This is a genomic window from Streptomyces rhizoryzae (assembly GCF_023155275.1).
Classification (GTDB): domain Bacteria; phylum Actinomycetota; class Actinomycetes; order Streptomycetales; family Streptomycetaceae; genus Streptomyces; species Streptomyces rhizoryzae.
In genome coordinates this window covers 25,346-41,041 of record NZ_JALMUV010000049.1, presented here as the reverse complement: position 1 = coordinate 41,041, position 15,696 = coordinate 25,346, and the positions used below count along the sequence as shown (strand labels likewise).

At 69.7% G+C, this 15,696-nt stretch carries 16 protein-coding genes and 3 tRNA genes; 5 read left to right on the top strand and 14 right to left on the bottom strand.

Annotated features, from left to right (window positions below):
- Positions 1-40: 40 nt before the first annotated feature.
- From MUU72_RS29585 to MUU72_RS29560, 6 genes are all read right to left on the bottom strand, one after another.
- A complete protein-coding gene (locus MUU72_RS29585) occupies positions 41-244 on the bottom strand; it encodes a hypothetical protein (RefSeq protein ID WP_248016488.1) in 204 nt (67 codons plus the stop codon).
- Between the two features lie 130 nt (positions 245-374).
- Positions 375-581 carry a hypothetical protein gene (locus MUU72_RS29580; protein WP_248016487.1) on the bottom strand — a complete coding sequence of 69 codons (207 nt, stop codon included), beginning with the start codon at positions 579-581 and terminating at the stop codon, positions 375-377.
- Positions 582-814: 233 nt separating this feature from the next.
- Positions 815-1,753, bottom strand: coding sequence for a hypothetical protein (locus tag MUU72_RS29575; RefSeq protein ID WP_248016486.1), 939 nt, complete (start codon positions 1,751-1,753; stop codon positions 815-817).
- 15 nt (positions 1,754-1,768) lie between these two features.
- Positions 1,769-2,020 (bottom strand): hypothetical protein, encoded by a 252-nt coding sequence (locus tag MUU72_RS29570; protein ID WP_248016485.1) that lies wholly within the window; start codon positions 2,018-2,020, stop codon positions 1,769-1,771.
- Positions 2,017-2,349, bottom strand: a complete 333-nt coding sequence (locus MUU72_RS29565) for a hypothetical protein (protein ID WP_248016484.1) — start codon at positions 2,347-2,349, stop codon at positions 2,017-2,019. Before MUU72_RS29565 ends, MUU72_RS29570 begins: the two co-directional genes overlap by 4 nt.
- 63 nt (positions 2,350-2,412) lie before the next feature.
- Positions 2,413-3,567 carry a ParB/RepB/Spo0J family partition protein gene (locus MUU72_RS29560; RefSeq protein WP_248016483.1) on the bottom strand — a complete coding sequence of 385 codons (1,155 nt, stop codon included), beginning with the start codon at positions 3,565-3,567 and terminating at the stop codon, positions 2,413-2,415.
- 815 nt (positions 3,568-4,382) lie between these two features.
- Here MUU72_RS29560 and MUU72_RS29555 point away from each other — a divergent pair.
- Both MUU72_RS29555 and MUU72_RS29550 read left to right on the top strand, forming a co-directional pair.
- A complete protein-coding gene (locus MUU72_RS29555; protein ID WP_248016482.1) occupies positions 4,383-4,757 on the top strand; it encodes a hypothetical protein in 375 nt (124 codons plus the stop codon).
- 4 nt (positions 4,758-4,761) lie between these two features.
- The gene (locus tag MUU72_RS29550) at positions 4,762-5,538 is read left to right on the top strand and encodes a hypothetical protein (protein WP_248016481.1); all 777 of its coding nucleotides are present in this window, start codon (positions 4,762-4,764) and stop codon (positions 5,536-5,538) included.
- On the opposite strand, the gene MUU72_RS29545 is transcribed toward MUU72_RS29550, so the two are convergent.
- Together MUU72_RS29545 and MUU72_RS29540 are read right to left on the bottom strand one after the other, a co-directional pair.
- The gene (locus MUU72_RS29545; protein WP_248016480.1) at positions 5,524-6,486 is read right to left on the bottom strand and encodes a recombinase family protein; all 963 of its coding nucleotides are present in this window, start codon (positions 6,484-6,486) and stop codon (positions 5,524-5,526) included. The two genes, MUU72_RS29550 and MUU72_RS29545, sit on opposite strands and share 15 nt — an antisense overlap.
- A 108-nt stretch (positions 6,487-6,594) precedes the next feature.
- Positions 6,595-6,798 (bottom strand): DNA-binding protein, encoded by a 204-nt coding sequence (locus MUU72_RS29540; RefSeq protein WP_248016479.1) that lies wholly within the window; start codon positions 6,796-6,798, stop codon positions 6,595-6,597.
- 184 nt (positions 6,799-6,982) lie between these two features.
- On the opposite strand from MUU72_RS29540, the gene MUU72_RS35730 reads away from it, so the two are divergent.
- Complete coding sequence (locus tag MUU72_RS35730) at positions 6,983-8,566, top strand: tyrosine-type recombinase/integrase (protein ID WP_248016478.1); 1,584 nt, start codon at positions 6,983-6,985, stop codon at positions 8,564-8,566.
- Between the two features lie 126 nt (positions 8,567-8,692).
- On the opposite strand, the gene MUU72_RS29530 is transcribed toward MUU72_RS35730, so the two are convergent.
- The 3 genes from MUU72_RS29530 to MUU72_RS29520 form a co-directional block, all read right to left on the bottom strand.
- A tRNA-Ile gene (locus MUU72_RS29530) sits at positions 8,693-8,766 on the bottom strand.
- Positions 8,767-8,945: 179 nt separating this feature from the next.
- Positions 8,946-9,018 (bottom strand) — tRNA-Asn (locus MUU72_RS29525).
- A 5-nt stretch (positions 9,019-9,023) separates the two neighbouring features.
- Positions 9,024-9,096: transfer RNA gene (locus tag MUU72_RS29520), tRNA-Asn, on the bottom strand.
- Between the two features lie 215 nt (positions 9,097-9,311).
- Between MUU72_RS29520 and MUU72_RS29515 the strand changes: the two genes are divergently transcribed.
- Positions 9,312-9,611, top strand: a complete 300-nt coding sequence (locus MUU72_RS29515) for a YtxH domain-containing protein (protein ID WP_248016477.1) — start codon at positions 9,312-9,314, stop codon at positions 9,609-9,611.
- Positions 9,612-9,689: 78 nt separating this feature from the next.
- On the top strand, positions 9,690-11,150 hold the full coding sequence (locus MUU72_RS29510; protein ID WP_248016476.1) for an FGGY family carbohydrate kinase: 1,461 nt from the start codon (positions 9,690-9,692) through the stop codon (positions 11,148-11,150).
- A 17-nt stretch (positions 11,151-11,167) separates the two neighbouring features.
- Here MUU72_RS29510 and MUU72_RS29505 read toward each other — a convergent pair whose 3' ends face one another.
- The 3 genes from MUU72_RS29505 to MUU72_RS29495 form a co-directional block, all read right to left on the bottom strand.
- Positions 11,168-12,439 carry an RNA polymerase sigma factor gene (locus MUU72_RS29505; RefSeq protein ID WP_248016510.1) on the bottom strand — a complete coding sequence of 424 codons (1,272 nt, stop codon included), beginning with the start codon at positions 12,437-12,439 and terminating at the stop codon, positions 11,168-11,170.
- Between the two features lie 291 nt (positions 12,440-12,730).
- A complete protein-coding gene (gene dnaG, locus MUU72_RS29500; RefSeq protein ID WP_248016475.1) occupies positions 12,731-14,644 on the bottom strand; it encodes a DNA primase in 1,914 nt (637 codons plus the stop codon).
- Between the two features lie 47 nt (positions 14,645-14,691).
- The gene (locus tag MUU72_RS29495) at positions 14,692-15,696 is read right to left on the bottom strand and encodes a pyridoxal-phosphate dependent enzyme (protein WP_248016474.1); all 1,005 of its coding nucleotides are present in this window, start codon (positions 15,694-15,696) and stop codon (positions 14,692-14,694) included.

Genomic DNA, 15,696 nt, shown 5'->3' with positions numbered 1-15,696 from the left:
AGGCCGTTCCCCGCGCCCTACGCACGCCAACATTAGACGATCACTGAACTTGTGGCGGCTCCGAGTCCACGTGGCCGGCCTGTGCGGTCGAGCCCGTCTCGGTGGACGTCGTCTCCTTCGTGACGATGGCTCGGTAGTGGCGGAGTTCAGCCCGTATGGAGTCGAGCTGGTCGTCTGTGATGGTGCTGGCGGTGAGCTGATCGAGGTCGACCGGCTCACCGCCGCAGTGGCGCGAGGTGGTCATGGCGCCTGAATCTAGCGGTTGTTGCAGCGACAGATGCCGGGCGGCAGGCACCACGAATCGCAGGAGTCGCACCACACAGCTCCAGGAACCGGCGGGACGCGGGTTTCCGTCGTCTCCTGGTTGTCGTGATTCATGCCGCTCTTCTCCTTGATCGTTGCGAGATGGCCGCTTCGAGATCGGCCAAGTGCCGCTGGGCGTCGTTGTTCTGGCCTCTTGGGGCCTTGAGACCGGGGTCGCGTTCGATGAGGACGTTGATCGGCGGGCCGTCACGCTCGACGAGGAGGCGCAGGTACAGCTCGCGGTCCGTTGGATCCCCCTTGAAGTCTTCTGCGTTCATGGCACTCCTGAGTGCACGGGGACCCGCCCCCACGTGGGCGAGGGCGGGTCCGGGCGTGATCGTGGACGTGGCGGCATCCCGGGCGGCTTCACGTCGGCGCGGAGCCGGTGCCTGGCAGGTAGGGCGCGGGGGATTGGCCACCCGCCAGGCACCGAAGGGGATGCCGCATGCCACGGCATGTTGGTGGGCCGGTTCCTCGGCTGTGGCCGTTCCCTCCAACGAGATAGACCGTATCACTCTTGAGTGTTGGGATCTATTTTGCGCGAAGAGTGGTCCCGCCCGTCATGCGGCGCTCCGCAGCCGAGCCCGTCGAGAGGCGCTGTTCCATGGGCGGTCGGTTCGTCCGTGAGGAACAGGTCCTGCTGTACCGCGCGGGGCTGAGCGGTGAAGTCCTCGGGCCTGAGCGCGATCTGTCGCATGCCGCGAGGGTGAGCCACGTCGCGAACCGGGATCACCGCGATCACCGTGGCTACCCCTACCGCTGGGAACGCGTCTGCAGGCAGCTCCCACAGCGTTCCCCGCGCCTCCCAGATGCGGGCGAGGAAGTCCTTGGTCCTGTGATCGCCCCGGTAGGTGAGGCTGCCGTACATGATCGCAACGAGGAGGCCCCCGGGCTGGATGAAGCGCAGCGCCCGCTCCACGTGCCGGATGTCCTGGCGTCCGGCGAACGGCGGATTCATGATGACCCGCTGGTAGCGGCGCTCCACCGGCACGCTGAAGAAGTCGGCGTTCGTGACCTGCCGGGCGTACCCGCCGGCGCGGATGTGCTCGGCGCGAGCGGTGTCGAGTTCGACGCAGTCCACGATGGCCCCTCGGGCGGCGACGGCTTCGGCGATGGCGCCACGCCCCGCCGAGGGTTCCAGTACCTCGCATCCAGGTTCGAGTTCGGCCAAACCCAGGAGGCGTTCGACCGTGGGCTCCGGCGTCGGGTAGAACCCCCGGTCGACATCGGTGATCACCTCGCCCGTGGCGAGCAGTCCGGCTATGGCGTCGGCGGCGTCGATGGTGAAGATGTGGGCCTTCTTGTAGCGGTGCCAGACGCCGCCCACCGCGTGAAGGGCGAGGTTGACGCGCTCGTACAGCTTGCGTTCGAGCTGGCCGTTCAGGCGGAGCGCCGGCCCGTCGACCGTGGCCGCGCGGAGTACGGCAAGAACGTCGGGATCTATCTGCATGGTCGGGTCTCCTGATCAGGCGTACTCGGTGCAGTTGGCGGCGAGCGGATGGCCCTTGTGGTCCGCGCAGACGGCGTCCCCCGTCGCAGGGTCCGTGCCGCCGTCACACAGCTCGCACACCCAATAGCCGCAGACGACGCAGATTGCGGAGGCGAGCTGGTTGTGGGTCTCGGCCAGGTCGGTGTCGCAGCGGCGACAGACTTCCGGCGGCAGGGTGCCGTCTTCGGGCCAGGTCTTGAGGCCGTTGATGCGCTCGGGCCGCTTCATACGGTCTGGCCCTCAGCTTCGTTCGCGGCGCCGGCGACGAGCAGCGCCGCTTCAAGTTCCACCAGGCGCGCCGCGACCATGATGGGGAAGCGGACGTAGACGGAACCACCGGCCTGGTTGAGGAGTTCGGCTGCGGCGTGGAAGGTCGCGTTGCTGGCTTCGTTCAGAGCCTGCGGGTCGTTGTCGCAGCGGGCCTTGACCAGATGCTGCGCGGCCTCCCGAACGAGCTGGGCGGCGTCTGCGTCGTACTCCTCAAGGGCATTGGCGGTGGCTGGCACCCCCTCGAACAGGTTGCGATTGATGTTGCGCATGGTGCGGATGTCGTTCATCACTGCGGGTCTCCCGGTGGAAAGAGGGGGCGGCCCGCTGGGGGCCGCCCCGGTGTGGGTCGTTCAGGCTGCGATGGCGACCGGCTCGGCCTCTGCGTCGTCCGCCCCTACCTCCGTCTTCGACTCCGGGGCGTTCTCCTGCTCCGTGCCGTCGGCCACCTCGACCTGCGGGGCGGTGGAAGTCGTCTCCGCCTCCGCGTCCGTCTCCGGGGCGACGTCGGCGAACGGCTCGGCAGCGGGCTCCAGGCTGGCGAGTGCGGCGTCGGCCTCCGCGACCAGGTCGGGCGCAGTCGCCGCGGGGTTGACCATGAGCTCGCTGGCGTCGGCGTGTGCCTTGGCCTGACGGAGCTGGAAGCGGGCCTTCTGGACGAAGTTGGCGACCCGGTCCATCTGCTCCAGCCGCTTGCCGACCTGGCCCTCCAGGGTTCGAGCCAGCTCCATCGGGTCCGTCTTGCCGATACTGTCCAGCAGCTCGCAGATGCGCTCGATCTCGTCGAGGTCGCTCTTGGTTTTCGCCTGCGCCCGGCTGTGCTGGGCCTTCTCCTCGGAGGTCATGTCCTCGACGTTGACCATGGAGTCCTGCTGCGCCACCTTCTCCTGCTTGCGCATGGCGTAGGCGATGTGGACGAGCTGGTTGTCGCTCTTGTCACCCTTCTTCCAGTTCTCGAAGACAGCCTTCTGGTTGTCTCGGGACAGGGCGGCGATCTGCACGGCGGCCTGAGTGCCGATGTGCCCGAGGTCGACAGCCGTCTGGATCTCGGGGCGCAGGGCGAGCAGGGTCAGGCGCTGGTTGACGTACTGGACCGACTTGGAGAAAGTCTTCGCCACGCTCGCGACCGTGGCATCCTCCTCCTCGTCCAAGACCTTCTTGAAGCCGCGCGCCTCTTCCAGCGGGAGCATGTCCTCGCGGTTCAGGTTCTCGGCCATCGCCTTCTTGAAGGACTCCATGTCGCTGATCTCGGCGTCACCCTCGGTCAGGAGGATCTTCGTCTCGATGGTGATGTTGCCTGCCAGCTCGTTGGCGCGGAACCGGCGCTCGCCGGCGACCAGCTCGTAGCCGCCCTCTTCCACCTTGCGGACGACGATGGGCTGGAGGAGGCCGTGCTCCTTGATCGAGTCGGCAAGCTCGGTCAGGGCCTCCTCGTTGAAGGTCTCGCGGGGCTGGTTCGGGTTGCGGCGGATCTGGCGCATCTTCAGGTTCGCGTATTTGTGCGGCATTTCGGACTCCAAGAGATCGGTGGGGGCTTCTCCTTCCCCCCCTTCCTTACGGTTCTATTCTATATGCATTGCCGATCCGGGTCCACAATTTTCGAGAAGTTTTTGCAGGTCAAACGCCTAGTGCGGGCCCCGAGGGGCCCGCACTTAACGAACCTTCGCCGGTCAGCCCGCGGTCGCCAAGTCGGCCACGCCGCACTGCTCGGCTGCGCACTCAACCCGTCGAGGGTCGACCATCGACAGAGCGCCGAGCACTTCGCGTGCCACCCCTCCATCCAGATGGACGTTCGAGGCACCCCCAGACTCCTCCAACCGGGCCAGCACACGTTCCAGCTCGATTCCCACCCCGATCCTCCCCATGTTCCAGCGCCCACTCACAAGCGGCACTGCTTAGATCCCCACACAGACGAATTCGTGGCACACATGGGGCGGCCTGGGGGTGCCGGTCACGAACTCGCAGCCTGGAAGGCGGGTGAGGGGTGACGACCACATGTAAGTGCTTGATCTTGCGTCTAGCGTGATCCTGCTTGCAGGTACTCCTAATGTCAACCAACCTAGACATTAGACTGCCCGCGAGTCACTGTCGCCGCGAACAACATCGAAAATGCGCCAATTCTCGACACCGACCCCGGTCGGCCCCGCCCCGCTGAGGAGTAGTCAGCACCATGCCGCTTGGCCCGGACACCCCTCTATCCAGCAAGCTCGCCGTATTGCTCGGTAGAAGACGCGGGGGAGACGGAAAGACTCCGAGCACACGCGTCATCGCTGCCGCCACAGCTGAGACGCCTGGCGGGAAGCCAGCAATGACGCACCAAGTCGTGAACGACCTGCTGAACGGGGTCAAATCCAATCCGTCGACCTCGCAACTCATGGGCCTCGCACGGGCGCTTGAGTGTCCAGCGGCCTACTTGCTTCCCGGCTACAACGGTTTGACCTCGCTCTCTGTCTACGAGGAGCACCAAGACGCCCGTGAGGCGCTTCGACTTGTCCACGACCTGGGCGAAGCTGGAGCTGCCGAACTCCTGGAGGCGGCACGTGAGATCCGGCGGCGACACGGCGCCGGCGACCTCGCCGTCCCAGAGGTCCCTGATCCGCTACCGCCTGCCGCCGAACCTCCGCGGCCAGGACGGCGAAGGCGGCTTAGCTTCACCGAAGCAGCCGAACGGGCCGTCTCTGATTTGGAAGGAAACTGAACACATGGACGGCATCGTCTTCGGCTTGTGCACACTGGCTTGTATAGCCGGTACCGTGCTCTCCGGCCGGGAAGCCTGGCGACAGCGCGCCCGACACGAGTACCGCATCGCCCGTTTCACACGCACCCTGGCCTTCGGCGTGTGCAGTGTGGGCGTCCTTCTCGCCGTGCCCGCGGTCGAAAGCCTCGTCGAGTCCACGACCGGAATGAACAACGCAGCCAAGCTCGGGGCTCACATTTGCGCCGTCCTGTGGTGCGGCAGCCTGCAGCTCATGCTCGTCGACTGGTCGTACAACCAGGACGTCCTAAAGGCCAGCCTCTATGCGCGCATCGCACTCGGCGTGTGTGTGTTGGCGGCGATGCTGCCGCTATTCATCTCGACGACGGGTGCGAGGATCGAGTTCACGACCGAGTACGCTGCCGCTCCGGGCGTCACCGTGTACCTCATGGTCTACCTCAGCTACGTAGCGATCACCTGCGGTGAAATTGCTTTCCTGTGCTCCGGGATGGCCCTGTCGGCGCACCGGGGAGGTCACCGTTGGACGGCCCGCGGGCTAGCCGCGTCGGCAACGGCCGCACTGTTCGGTGTCGCTTACGCAGCCAGCAAAGGGTCGTACCTCGTGATGCATTACTTGGGCCACCCGTGGCCGCTGCGCTACGAGGAGATCGTCTCTCCACTTCTTGCGGGGCTCGCCGTGATCACGCTCATCACGGGCCTGACCATGGCCATGGCCGGAAGGCGGTTCGCGAACCGGAAAGCGGCCAACTCAAGCCTGGTCTGACACCCGAGACAGCTTGCGCCAATGGAGGAGCACTCGGCCCGGCTCCACAGTGCGTACGCCCCTGGCACTCGCAGGGAAGACCTCGATTTTCTCCAAGAGGAGCCTCACGATGGCCTTCTTTGATGCGAGCGGCGCGGTGTTCCACCACCGGACGAGATCCTTGGCACTGCCCAGCGAGAAGTTGCCCATCTGCTCTGCGTAGCGAAGTCGCGAGCGGAAGTCCTTGAGGTTGGCGGTAATCTCACCGTCGGCTGTCACGAACGCATCACTGCTGATCTGACGATTCCCGTAGAGGGTCGCCGCTTCCGTCCGGCGGCCCTCCAGGGCCTTGACCTCTGCCTCCAGCTCCCTCACCTGTGCCCGCACGGCGGCTCGGGCAGAGTAGATCTGCTCCCGCATTCCAGGCTTGAGAAGTTCGGCCACCACATACTCGCCGACGTAGTTCTCCAGCAGCTCGGCATCCATGCGGACCTCGCCGCAGCCGCCCCGCCCCTGCTTATTCTTCGGGCGGCAGCGGTAGCCCGGCGTACCTGCGTTCGTGCGAGCGCCCTGCAGAGCATGCGTGCACTTACCGCACTGACTAGCTCCTTCTACCAGGAGATATTCGTACGGCGCTTCTGCGTCCGCTGTCTTCCGACTCTTGTCCCGCTCCTGGAGGGCCGCGAACTCCTCGGGTGTGATGGCACCAGGGTGGCCAGCATCGACGAGCTCGCCGTTCTCGTCGTAGCGCAGGCCGGCGATGGCCGGGTTACGGAAGAGACGTCCGACGGACGCGTCCTTCCACTCTCCGCCCAGCGTTCCCCGGTAGCCTTCGCCGGTCGCCCACTCGGCAACCTCCGCGTTGGATTGACCGGTCAGGGCCCGGCTCACCATCTGCCGAAGCGGATCCACTTCGTCATCACGCAGTCGCTGACGCGACTGGTCGTCGAACCCGTAGAGCCGTGGCATGCGGTTGTCCGTTCTTCTCTCGTACTGCGTAGCCGCCCGATCCTAGGCCACAGCCCTATGTCAGGTTGCGGCCTTTGGGAGGTCGGGTACGCCAAGGCTACGGAGTGATCACTGCGCTGGTGGCGTCACACCGAGCAGTCGCCAAAGCGCAGCCGTGGGAACCCTCACCGTGCTCCCCAGCGACAGGGTCTGCACGGGGAAAGACCCGGTCTTGATCAAGCTGTAAGCCTTGTGCACACCGATCCCCAGCGCCCGCGCGGCCGTCGTGACGTTCACGGTCGGCGGCAGCGCGAGCAGTTCCTCCAGAGTCATCACGCTGCCCCTGGAGTCCGTGGCTGCTGAAGCGTTCTTCGTTGTCATGTCCGTTGTCGCGTTCTCCCCCGCGCCAACGTGATTTAAGGATACGCCAACACTGGAGTGTTGGGGCAAGATAGGGCATCGGTTCGACAAGGACCGACACAGAAGATCCACAAACGGAGCAACGGAGGGGATCGTCGTGTTCAACCCCAGCTACTACCGGCAATGCGCCTGCCGGGAACCCGTGATCGGAGAAGACGGCACTCCGGTACTTGACGCCCGCGGCCGCCCCAAGCTGCGGCTCGTCGGCGCAAGCTGCCCCTTGCTTGAGAAGAAGGGCCACGGCAGTTGGTACTTCTACTTCGAGCTCGAAGCCGGCGAACACAACACGCGACGACGCGCTCGGCGGGGCGGCTTCCGCACGAAGGACGACGCGAAGGAGAAGGCGGCCGAGGTCTACCGGGAGGCCGTCAAAGGCACGGACGTGCTCAGCAACGCCACCGTCGGAGAGGACCTGCAAGCCTGGCTGAAGAGGAAGCGCAGCCTGGCCCGCACGACCTCCCACGGGTACGAGGACCACGTCCGGCTCTACCTCGAACCGCACCTCGGGCACATCAAGCGGCGAGACCTCAAGCTGCGACACGTCGAGGCCATGTACGACGCGATCGAGCGGGAAAACGCCGAGCGACTGATCCACCGCGCCCGAATAGTCGAGTTGCAGGAAGCCCGCGACGCCGCCCACGCGGCTTGGGTCCGCGCCGCAGGGAAGAAGGAGGAGCGCCGCGCCATGCGCCGCGCCTACCTCGATGCCAACGCCGCCCTCCGCGAAGGCAGCAAGGGGAAGCGGAAGGTCACCAGCGCCGCCACTATGCACCGCATCAATGCCACCCTCAGCTCGTTCCTGGGCAGCGGCATCAAGCGCGGGGAGTACACGACCAACTGGGCCGCGATGGTCGAGCTGCCGCCAGTCAAGCGGCCCAAGGCACTTGTCTGGACGCCGGAACGGGTCGCAGAGTGGAAGCGCACCGGCGCGAAGCCCAGCCCCGTCATGGTCTGGACCCCGGAGCAGACCGGCGAGTTCCTGGACTTCATCGCCGACGACAGGCTGTGCGGCATGTGGCACGGGTTCATCTTCCGGGGCCCCCGGCGCGGCGAGATGTGCGCGCTGCCTTGGACGGAGGTCAGCCTGACCGGCTCCTGGTTCCGCATCTCCGCGCAGATCGTCGAGATCGCCTACCGGATGTACGACGAGGCCCCGAAGCAGGACAGCGTCCGCACGGTCACGCTCGACGCTCTGACACGCGCGCTGTGGGCCGCGTGGCGCGAGACCCAGGAACAGGAACGTCAGCAGTGGTCCGGGGAGAAGGCGTGGGTTGAGAGCAATCGGGTCTGGACCCACGAGAACGGCGAACCACTCCACCCCGACTGGATCAGCCGGCGCTTCAACCGGCTCGTCGAACTCTCTGGGCTTCCTCCGATCCGCCTGCACGACACCCGGCATCTGTCAGCGACGCTGGCGCTGCTCGGCAAGGCGGACATCAAGGTCGTCCAGGAGCGGCTGGGGCACAGCTCCCGCCAGATCACCTCAGACACCTACACGAGCGTCCTGCCGCAGCTGCTGACCGCCGAGGCGGAATCCACGAGCGCGGTCGTACCCCGCTCGAAGAAGGTCGCTCCCCCGCGAGACAAGCCGAAGCCGCCGGAGAAGCAGGATGAGGCACCTGAGGCAGGTGTGGACGCCGAGGGCGATGAGCCGGACGAGGGACTTCGTCCCGCCGCGTGACCTGCGTCCCAACATCGTCCCAACACGCGTGATTGCATGATCGGGACGGGTCGCCAAGATCTCCTCGTGCGCCGCCCTGACCAGCTGGAGAGCTGGTCAGAACGTTGCTCCACTTCCGTGGAGTAGTGGGGCGGGTGGGACTCGAACCCACGGCCGACGGATTATGAGTCCGCTGCTCTAACCGGCTGAGCTACCGCCCCTCACGGCGCGTCGCGCACATTTGTGCGCGCCGTCTGCCGCAGCATAGCCGCTCATACGATCTGCTGCCCGTGCGGGCTGCCGTCGGGCGACCTTGCACGCCCAAGAGGACTTCGATCACCCGGTATGCGGTTCCCGGGCACAAGAAAAAGGACCCCTTCCGGGGTCCTCGTTCCTTCTGCTCCCCCGACTGGACTCGAACCAGTAACCCTCCGGTTAACAGCCGAATGCTCTGCCAATTGAGCTACAGGGGATTGAGCTCCCCCGACTGGACTCGAACCAGTAACCTGCCGGTTAACAGCCGGCTGCTCTGCCAATTGAGCTACAGGGGACTGCTCTGCTTGCCTCGAATGCATCGTTGTCCGGGGCTCCGGACGGCGTGCGCTCGCTGCGACACATACATTAGCGCAAGCAGGGGGGTGCTCCGCCAATCGGTATCGCCACCAGGTCGCCGCGGGTGGATCCGGTGCCGGTGGGCAGGTGCCTGCCCGGCGTCCGGTGCCGGCCGGTACCGGGACGGGATCGAGCGGCAAGGAAAGGTGGAGCGATGCGCTACCGGCTCACGTTCATCGCAGGACTCGCGGTGGGATATGTGCTCGGCACCCGGGCCGGGCGGGAGCGGTACGAGCAGCTCCGGAAGAGCGCCCGGCGGATCGCGCAGAACCCCGCGGTCCGCAACACCGCGGAGTCGGCCGCGCTGGGCGGGCGGCAGGCCGCGTCGAAGGCGTTCGCGGTGGTCTCCGACAAGGTCGGGGACCGGCTGCCGGGGCCGGTCGCGGAGCGGGTCCGGTCGCTGCGGGAGCAGCGGGCGAACGACGAGGACGACTGGGGCACCAGCAACACGTAGGCGCACGGGGCGCGCGGGCGGGCGGCGGGCAAACCCTGACTCTTTCCCCGGGGGTCCCATGCGGCATCATCTGGGGCCATGGGGATAGTCGCCGGGTTGGACAGTTCGTCGGTCAGCACGCGGATCGTGGTGTGCGATGCGGACACGGGTGCCGTGATCAGGCAGGGGTACGCGCCGCACCCCGTCGAGAAGGGGCCCGAGGTCGATCCGCAGGCGTGGCTGATGTCGCTGGGGGAGGCCGCGGGCAACGGCCTGCTGGAGGGCGTCCAGGCGATCGGGGTCTCCGCGCAGCAGCACGGGCTGGTCGCACTGGACGCCGACGGCAATCCGGTGCGGCCGGCGCTGGTCGGCAACGACAAGCGGGCGCAGAGCGCGGCGGCGGACCTGGTGGACGCGCTGGGCGGGCGGGCGGCCTGGGCCGAGGCGGTCGGGGCGGTGCCGCAGGCGAAGCACCCGGTGACCAAGCTGCGGTGGCTGGCGCGTACCGAGCCGGCGAACGCGGCGCGGGTCGCCGAGGTGATGCAGCCGCACGACTGGCTGGCCTGGCAGCTGCTGGGGCGGCCGGCGCGGCGGACCACGGACCGCGGCGGCGCGTCGGCGACCGGTTACTGGTCGGCGGCCTCCGGGACGTACCGGCCGGAGCTGGTGGAGCTGGCGCTGGGGCACCAGGTGCGGCTGCCGGAGGTGCTGGGGCCGTCGGGCACCGCGGGGTTCACGCCGGAGGGGCTGCTGATCTCCGCCGGGACCGGGGAGACCATGGCCGCCGCCTTCGGGCTGGGGGTCGGGGTGGGCGACGCGGTGGTGTCGCTGGGCGCCTCGGGGTCGGTGTTCGCGATCCACGAGGAGGCGCTGGCGGACCCGAGCGGGACGATCACCTCGTTCGCGGACGCGACCGGGCGGCATCTGCCGGTGGTGCACACCACCAACGCGGTGCGGGTGCTGCGCGGGACCGCGGAGATGCTGGGCACGGACCTGGCGGGGCTCTCGGAGCTGGCGCTGGCGTCGTCGCCGGGCGCCTACGGGATGGTGATGCTGCCGTACCTGGAGGGCGAGCGGACGCCGTACCTGCCGCACACCGCCGGGTCGTTGCACGGGATGCGGCGGGACAGCATGAAGCCGGAGCACCTGGCGCGGGCGGCCGTGGAGGGCATGCTGTGCGGGCTGGCGGACGCGCTGGACGTGCTGCGCGGCCGGGGCGTGGCGGTGCACCGGGTGTTCCTGCTGGGTGCGGCGGCGGAGCTGGGTGCGGTGCAGGCGGCCGCGCCGGGACTGTTCGGGGCGCAGGTGGTGGTGCCGCAGCCGGCCGAGTACGCGGCGCTGGGCGCGGCCCGGCAGGCGGCGTGGGCCTGGCAGGTGGCGCACGGGACGGCGGCCGGCGGGGACGGCGGTACGGGCTACCCGGAGCCGCCGCGCTGGCCGGCGGCGGCGAGCCAGGTCTTCGAGGCGGGTGACGAGCTGCCGGTGTGGCAGGCGGTGCGCCAGCAGTACGCGGCGGTGCGGGACGAGGCGCACCCGGGGGCGTTCCAGCGGGAGGGCTGAGCCCGGCCCGCCGGCGGTCAGTCGAGGTAGCCGCGCAGCTGGTCGGCGAAGGCGTGGTCGCGGAGCTTGCCGAGGGTCTTGGACTCGATCTGGCGGATGCGTTCGCGGGTGACGCCGAAGATCCGGCCGATCTCCTCCAGGGTGCGGGGACGGCCGTCGGCGAGGCCGTAGCGGAGCTGGACGACCTTGCGTTCGCGTTCGCCGAGGGTGGACAGGACGGCGTCGAGGTGTTCGCGAAGCAGCAGGAACGCGGCGGATTCGACGGGTGAGGCGGCGTCGCCGTCCTCGATGAGGTCGCCGAGGGCGACCTCGTCCTCCTCGCCGACGGGGGCGTGCAGGGAGACCGGTTCCTGGGCCAGGCGGAGGACCTCGATGACGCGCTCGGGGGTGAGGCCGAGGTGGGCGGCGACCTCCTCGGCGGTGGGTTCGCTGCCGCGTTCCTGGAGCAGCCGGCGCTGGACCCGGACCACGCGGTTGATGAGTTCGACGACGTGGACCGGGACGCGGATGGTGCGGGCCTGGTCGGCCAGGGCGCGGGACATCGCCTGGCGGATCCACCAGGTCGCGTAGGTGGAGAACTTGTAGCCGCGGGCGTAGTCGAACTTCTCGACGGCGCGGATCAGGCCGAGGTTGCCCTCCTGGACGAGATCGAGCATGGTCAGGCCGCGGCCGATGTAGCGCTTGGCGACGGAGACCACCAGGCGGAGGTTGGACTCGATCAGGCGGCGCTTGGCGATCCGGCCCAGGACGACCAGCCGGTCGAGGTCGTGGGCGAGTTGGGAGTCCAGGTCGGGGGTGCGGGTGAGTTTCTCCTCGGCGAACAGGCCGGCCTCGACGCGGCGGGCGAGATCGACCTCCTCGGCGGCGGTGAGCAGCGGGATCCGGCCGATCTCGCGGAGGTACTGGCGGAAGAGGTCGGAGGAGGGGCCGCCGGTGTCGGCGCGGGGAGCGGTGTCGGCGGGCTCCTCGGCGGGGTCCTGGGCAGGATCCTCGGCGGGCTCTTCGGTGGTTTCGCCGGCCGGTTCGCCGTCGGTGGCGGGGTCCGCGGAGGGGGCTGCGGCGGGGTCCTGCGGGGTGTGCCGGGCGGTGCCGGGGCCGGGCCGCGGGGGGCCGGGGGGTTCGGGGGGCTCCGGGGGGTTCTCCGCGGTGAGGGATTCGGCGGCGGGCGGTTCGGCCTGCTGCGGCACCGCGACCGGGACGGCCGGCAGGCCGGTATCGGGGGGCGCGGCCGGGGCGCCGCCGGCCGGCGCGGCGGAGAGGGTCCGGGTCTGCACGGGGGCGACCTCCAGGTGATCGCGGCTGGGGCGGCACGAGGACCGGTGCGGACGCGGCCGAGTCGCCGGGTCCGCACCGCGGGCACGGGCGGCTGCCCGGGGGCGCGGGCGCGTACGGCGGCGCGCGCGGCCGGGGGTGCCGCGCTCCGGGGCCTTACGGCACTTCCTCAGTGTGGAGTACGACACGCGCCTGCCACGAGGGGCGTGCGAGCACTTTCTGAGTCCGGTCCGTGACCGGACGGCTACCCGGAGGTGCTACCGGAGGGCGGTGGGGTTCCTGGGGCGGGCGGGGCGGCGGCGGGGTCGTTACAGCGCGGCGGCGCCGCGTTCGCGGAGGGACTGGCCGTACTGCTGGAGGACCCAGAGTTCGTTCTGGACCGCGGTGAGCTGCTGGGGGTCGGCGCGCGGGCCCAGGCGCTGAAGGGAGCCGCGGATCTCGGTGATGCGCTGGTTGACGGCGGCCAGGCGGACGGCGACCAACTGGACGCCGGCGTACGCCTCGTCGGGGTCCCGGCGGGTGTGCAGCGGCTCCACGGCCAGCTCGGTGACCATGGCGCGGACGGTGTCGTCGGGGGCGGCGTCGCGCACCCGGGCGAGGTAGCCGTCGTCGGCGGCGCCGGCGGTGGCGCCGCCGGCCTCCTCGATGCACTGCCGGACGACGGCGTACGGGGGCGCGGTGAACTCGTCGGTCCCGTAGGCGTCGAAGGCCGGGGAGACCAGGTCGGGGCGCTGGAGGGCGAGTTTGAGGAGTTCCCGTTCGACGCGGTGGGCGGGGCTGCGGAGATTCAGGGCGGGGCCGCCGGGGGCGGGGCGGGGCGGCTCGGCGGCGGGGGGCGCGTCGCGGCGCTGGGGGCGGCCCTGGCCGGGGCCGGCGCCGTCGCGGCCGCGCTCGCGGGCCCAGCGGGCGAGCTGGGCGACCCGGCGGACGACGAACTGGGTGTCCAGGATGCCGAGCATGCCGGCGAGCTGGACGGCGGATTCGTGCTGGATGGCGCTGTTCTTGATGCGGGCGACGATGGGGGCGGCCTCGTCGAGGGCGGCGGCGCGGCCGACGGGGGTGTCGAGGTTGTGGCGGGAGACGACCTGGCGGAGCGCGAACTCGAAGAGCGGGGTGCGGGACTCGACGAGGTCGGCGACGGCCTGGTCGCCCTGGGCGAGCCGCAGGTCGCAGGGGTCCATGCCGCCGGGGGTGATGGCGATGGAGGTCTCCGCGGCGAACTTCTGGTCGTCCTCGAAGGCGCGCAGGGCGGCCTTCTGGCCGGCGGCGTCGCCGTCGAAGGTGAAGACCACCTCGGCGCCGGAGTTGTCCATCAGCAGCCGGCGGAGGATCTTGATGTGGCCCTCGCCGAAGGCGGTGCCGCAGGTGGCGATGGCGGTGGTGACGCCGGCGAGGTGGCAGGCCATGACGTCGGTGTAGCCCTCGACGACCACCGCGCGGCTGGTCCTGGCGATCTCCTTCTTGGCGAGGTCGATGCCGTAGAGGACGTGGGACTTGCGGTAGATGGGGGTCTCGGGGGTGTTGAGGTACTTGGGGCCGTTGTCGTCGTCGCGGAGCTTGCGGGCGCCGAAGCCGACGACCTCGCCGGCGATATCGCGGATCGGCCACATCAGGCGGCCGCGGAAGCGGTCGATGGGGCCGCGGCGGCCTTCCTGGGAGAGGCCGGAGAGGACCAGTTCCTTGTCGCTGAAGCCGCGGCCGCGCAGGAAGCGGGTGAGGTGGTCCCAGCCGGCCGGGCTGTAGCCGAGGCCGAAGTGCTGGGCGGCGTCCTGGCCGAAGCCGCGGTCGGCGAGGAACCGCCGGGCGATCTCGGCCTCGGGGCTGTCCAGCTGCTCGGTGTAGTACTGGGCGGCGGCCTTGTGGGCCTCCACCAGGCGGGTCCGTTCGCCCTGCTGGCGGCCGGGGGTGTAGCCGCCCTCCTCGTAGCGGAGGGTGATGCCGGCCTGGGCGGCGAGGCGCTCGATGGTCTCGGCGAAGGAGAGGTGGTCGATCTTCATGACGAAGTCGACGGTGTCCCCGCCCTCCTGGCAGCCGAAGCAGTGGTAGAGCCCCTTGGCGGGGCTGACGTGGAAGGACGGGGACTTCTCGTCGTGGAAGGGGCACAGGCCCTTGAGGTTGCCGCCGCCGGCGTTGCGGAGCTGGAGGTACTCGGACACGACGGCGTCGATCGGGACCGCGTCCCGTACCGCCTTCACATCGTCATCGTTGATCCTGCCTGCCACGGGTGAATTCTACGGTGGGGGTCGGACAGTCCCGGGGCGGCGGCCGGTCAGCCGAGGATCTCGCGGAAGCGGTCCAGGCCGATGTTGCCGCCGGAGACGATCACGCCGGTGCGGGCCGGGACGGGGTCCAGGCGGCCGGCGAGCAGGGCGGCGAGGGCGCTGGCGCCGCTCGGTTCGGTGACGATCTTCAGCCGTTCGAAGGCGAAGGCCATGGCGGCGCGGATCTCGTCGTCGGTGACCAGCACCACGGAGTCCACCAGCCGCTGGTTGATCGGGAAGGTCAGCTCCCCGGGGGCGTCGACGGCCTGGCCGTCGGCGACGGTGCGCGGCACGGGGATGGTGATCCGGTGGCCGGCGGCCAGCGAGCGGCGGGTGTCGTCGCCGGCCTCCGGTTCGACGCCGATGACGCGGATGCCGGGGGCCAGGGCGGTGGCGGCGGTGGCGGCGCCGGCGATCAGCCCGCCGCCGCCGACCGGCACCAGGAGCGCGTCCAGCGGGCCGGTCTCCTCCAGGAGCTCCAGGGCGGTGGTGCCCTGTCCGGCGATGATGTGCGGGTGGTCGTACGGGGGGATCAGGGCCAGGCCGCGGTCGGCGGCGATCCGGGCGCCGAGGGCGGCGCGGTCCTCGGTGTAGCGGTCGTAGGTGACGATCTCGGCGCCGTAGCCCGCGGTGGCCTCCCGTTTGGCGCGCGGGGCGTCCTCGGGCATCACGATGACGGCGGAGGTGGCCAGTTCGCGGGCGGCGAGGGCGACGGCCTGGGCGTGGTTGCCGGAGGAGTAGGCGACCACGCCGCGGGCCCGCTGCTCGGGGGTGAGGCGGGACAGGGCGTGGTAGGCGCCGCGGAACTTGAAGGCGCCGGCCCGCTGGAAGTTCTCGCACTTGAGGAACGCCCGGGTGCCGGTGCGGGCGTCCAGGGTGCGGGAGCGCAGCACCGGGGTGCGGTGGGCGGCGCCCGCCAGCAGCCGGGCGGCGTCCCGGACGTCGTCGAGGGTGACGGCCGGGGCGCCGGGCCCGCCGGCGGGGCTGCTGGGGCTGGTGGGGCCGTGGGTCAT

Coding starts and splice junctions, on each gene's coding strand:
- MUU72_RS29560 (WP_248016483.1), bottom strand. CDS start 3,567: ATGCCGCACAAATACGCGAACCTGAAGATGCGCCAGATCCGCCGCAAC.
- MUU72_RS29565 (WP_248016484.1), bottom strand. CDS start 2,349: ATGAACGACATCCGCACCATGCGCAACATCAATCGCAACCTGTTCGAG.
- MUU72_RS29545 (WP_248016480.1), bottom strand. CDS start 6,486: ATGCCACGGCTCTACGGGTTCGACGACCAGTCGCGTCAGCGACTGCGT.
- MUU72_RS29585 (WP_248016488.1), bottom strand. CDS start 244: ATGACCACCTCGCGCCACTGCGGCGGTGAGCCGGTCGACCTCGATCAG.
- MUU72_RS29540 (WP_248016479.1), bottom strand. CDS start 6,798: ATGACTCTGGAGGAACTGCTCGCGCTGCCGCCGACCGTGAACGTCACG.
- MUU72_RS29495 (WP_248016474.1), bottom strand. CDS start 15,696: ATGACCCACGGCCCCACCAGCCCCAGCAGCCCCGCCGGCGGGCCCGGC.
- MUU72_RS29580 (WP_248016487.1), bottom strand. CDS start 581: ATGAACGCAGAAGACTTCAAGGGGGATCCAACGGACCGCGAGCTGTAC.
- MUU72_RS29515 (WP_248016477.1), top strand. CDS start 9,312: ATGCGCTACCGGCTCACGTTCATCGCAGGACTCGCGGTGGGATATGTG.
- MUU72_RS29510 (WP_248016476.1), top strand. CDS start 9,690: ATGGGGATAGTCGCCGGGTTGGACAGTTCGTCGGTCAGCACGCGGATC.
- MUU72_RS29570 (WP_248016485.1), bottom strand. CDS start 2,020: ATGAAGCGGCCCGAGCGCATCAACGGCCTCAAGACCTGGCCCGAAGAC.
- MUU72_RS29575 (WP_248016486.1), bottom strand. CDS start 1,753: ATGCAGATAGATCCCGACGTTCTTGCCGTACTCCGCGCGGCCACGGTC.
- MUU72_RS29550 (WP_248016481.1), top strand. CDS start 4,762: ATGGACGGCATCGTCTTCGGCTTGTGCACACTGGCTTGTATAGCCGGT.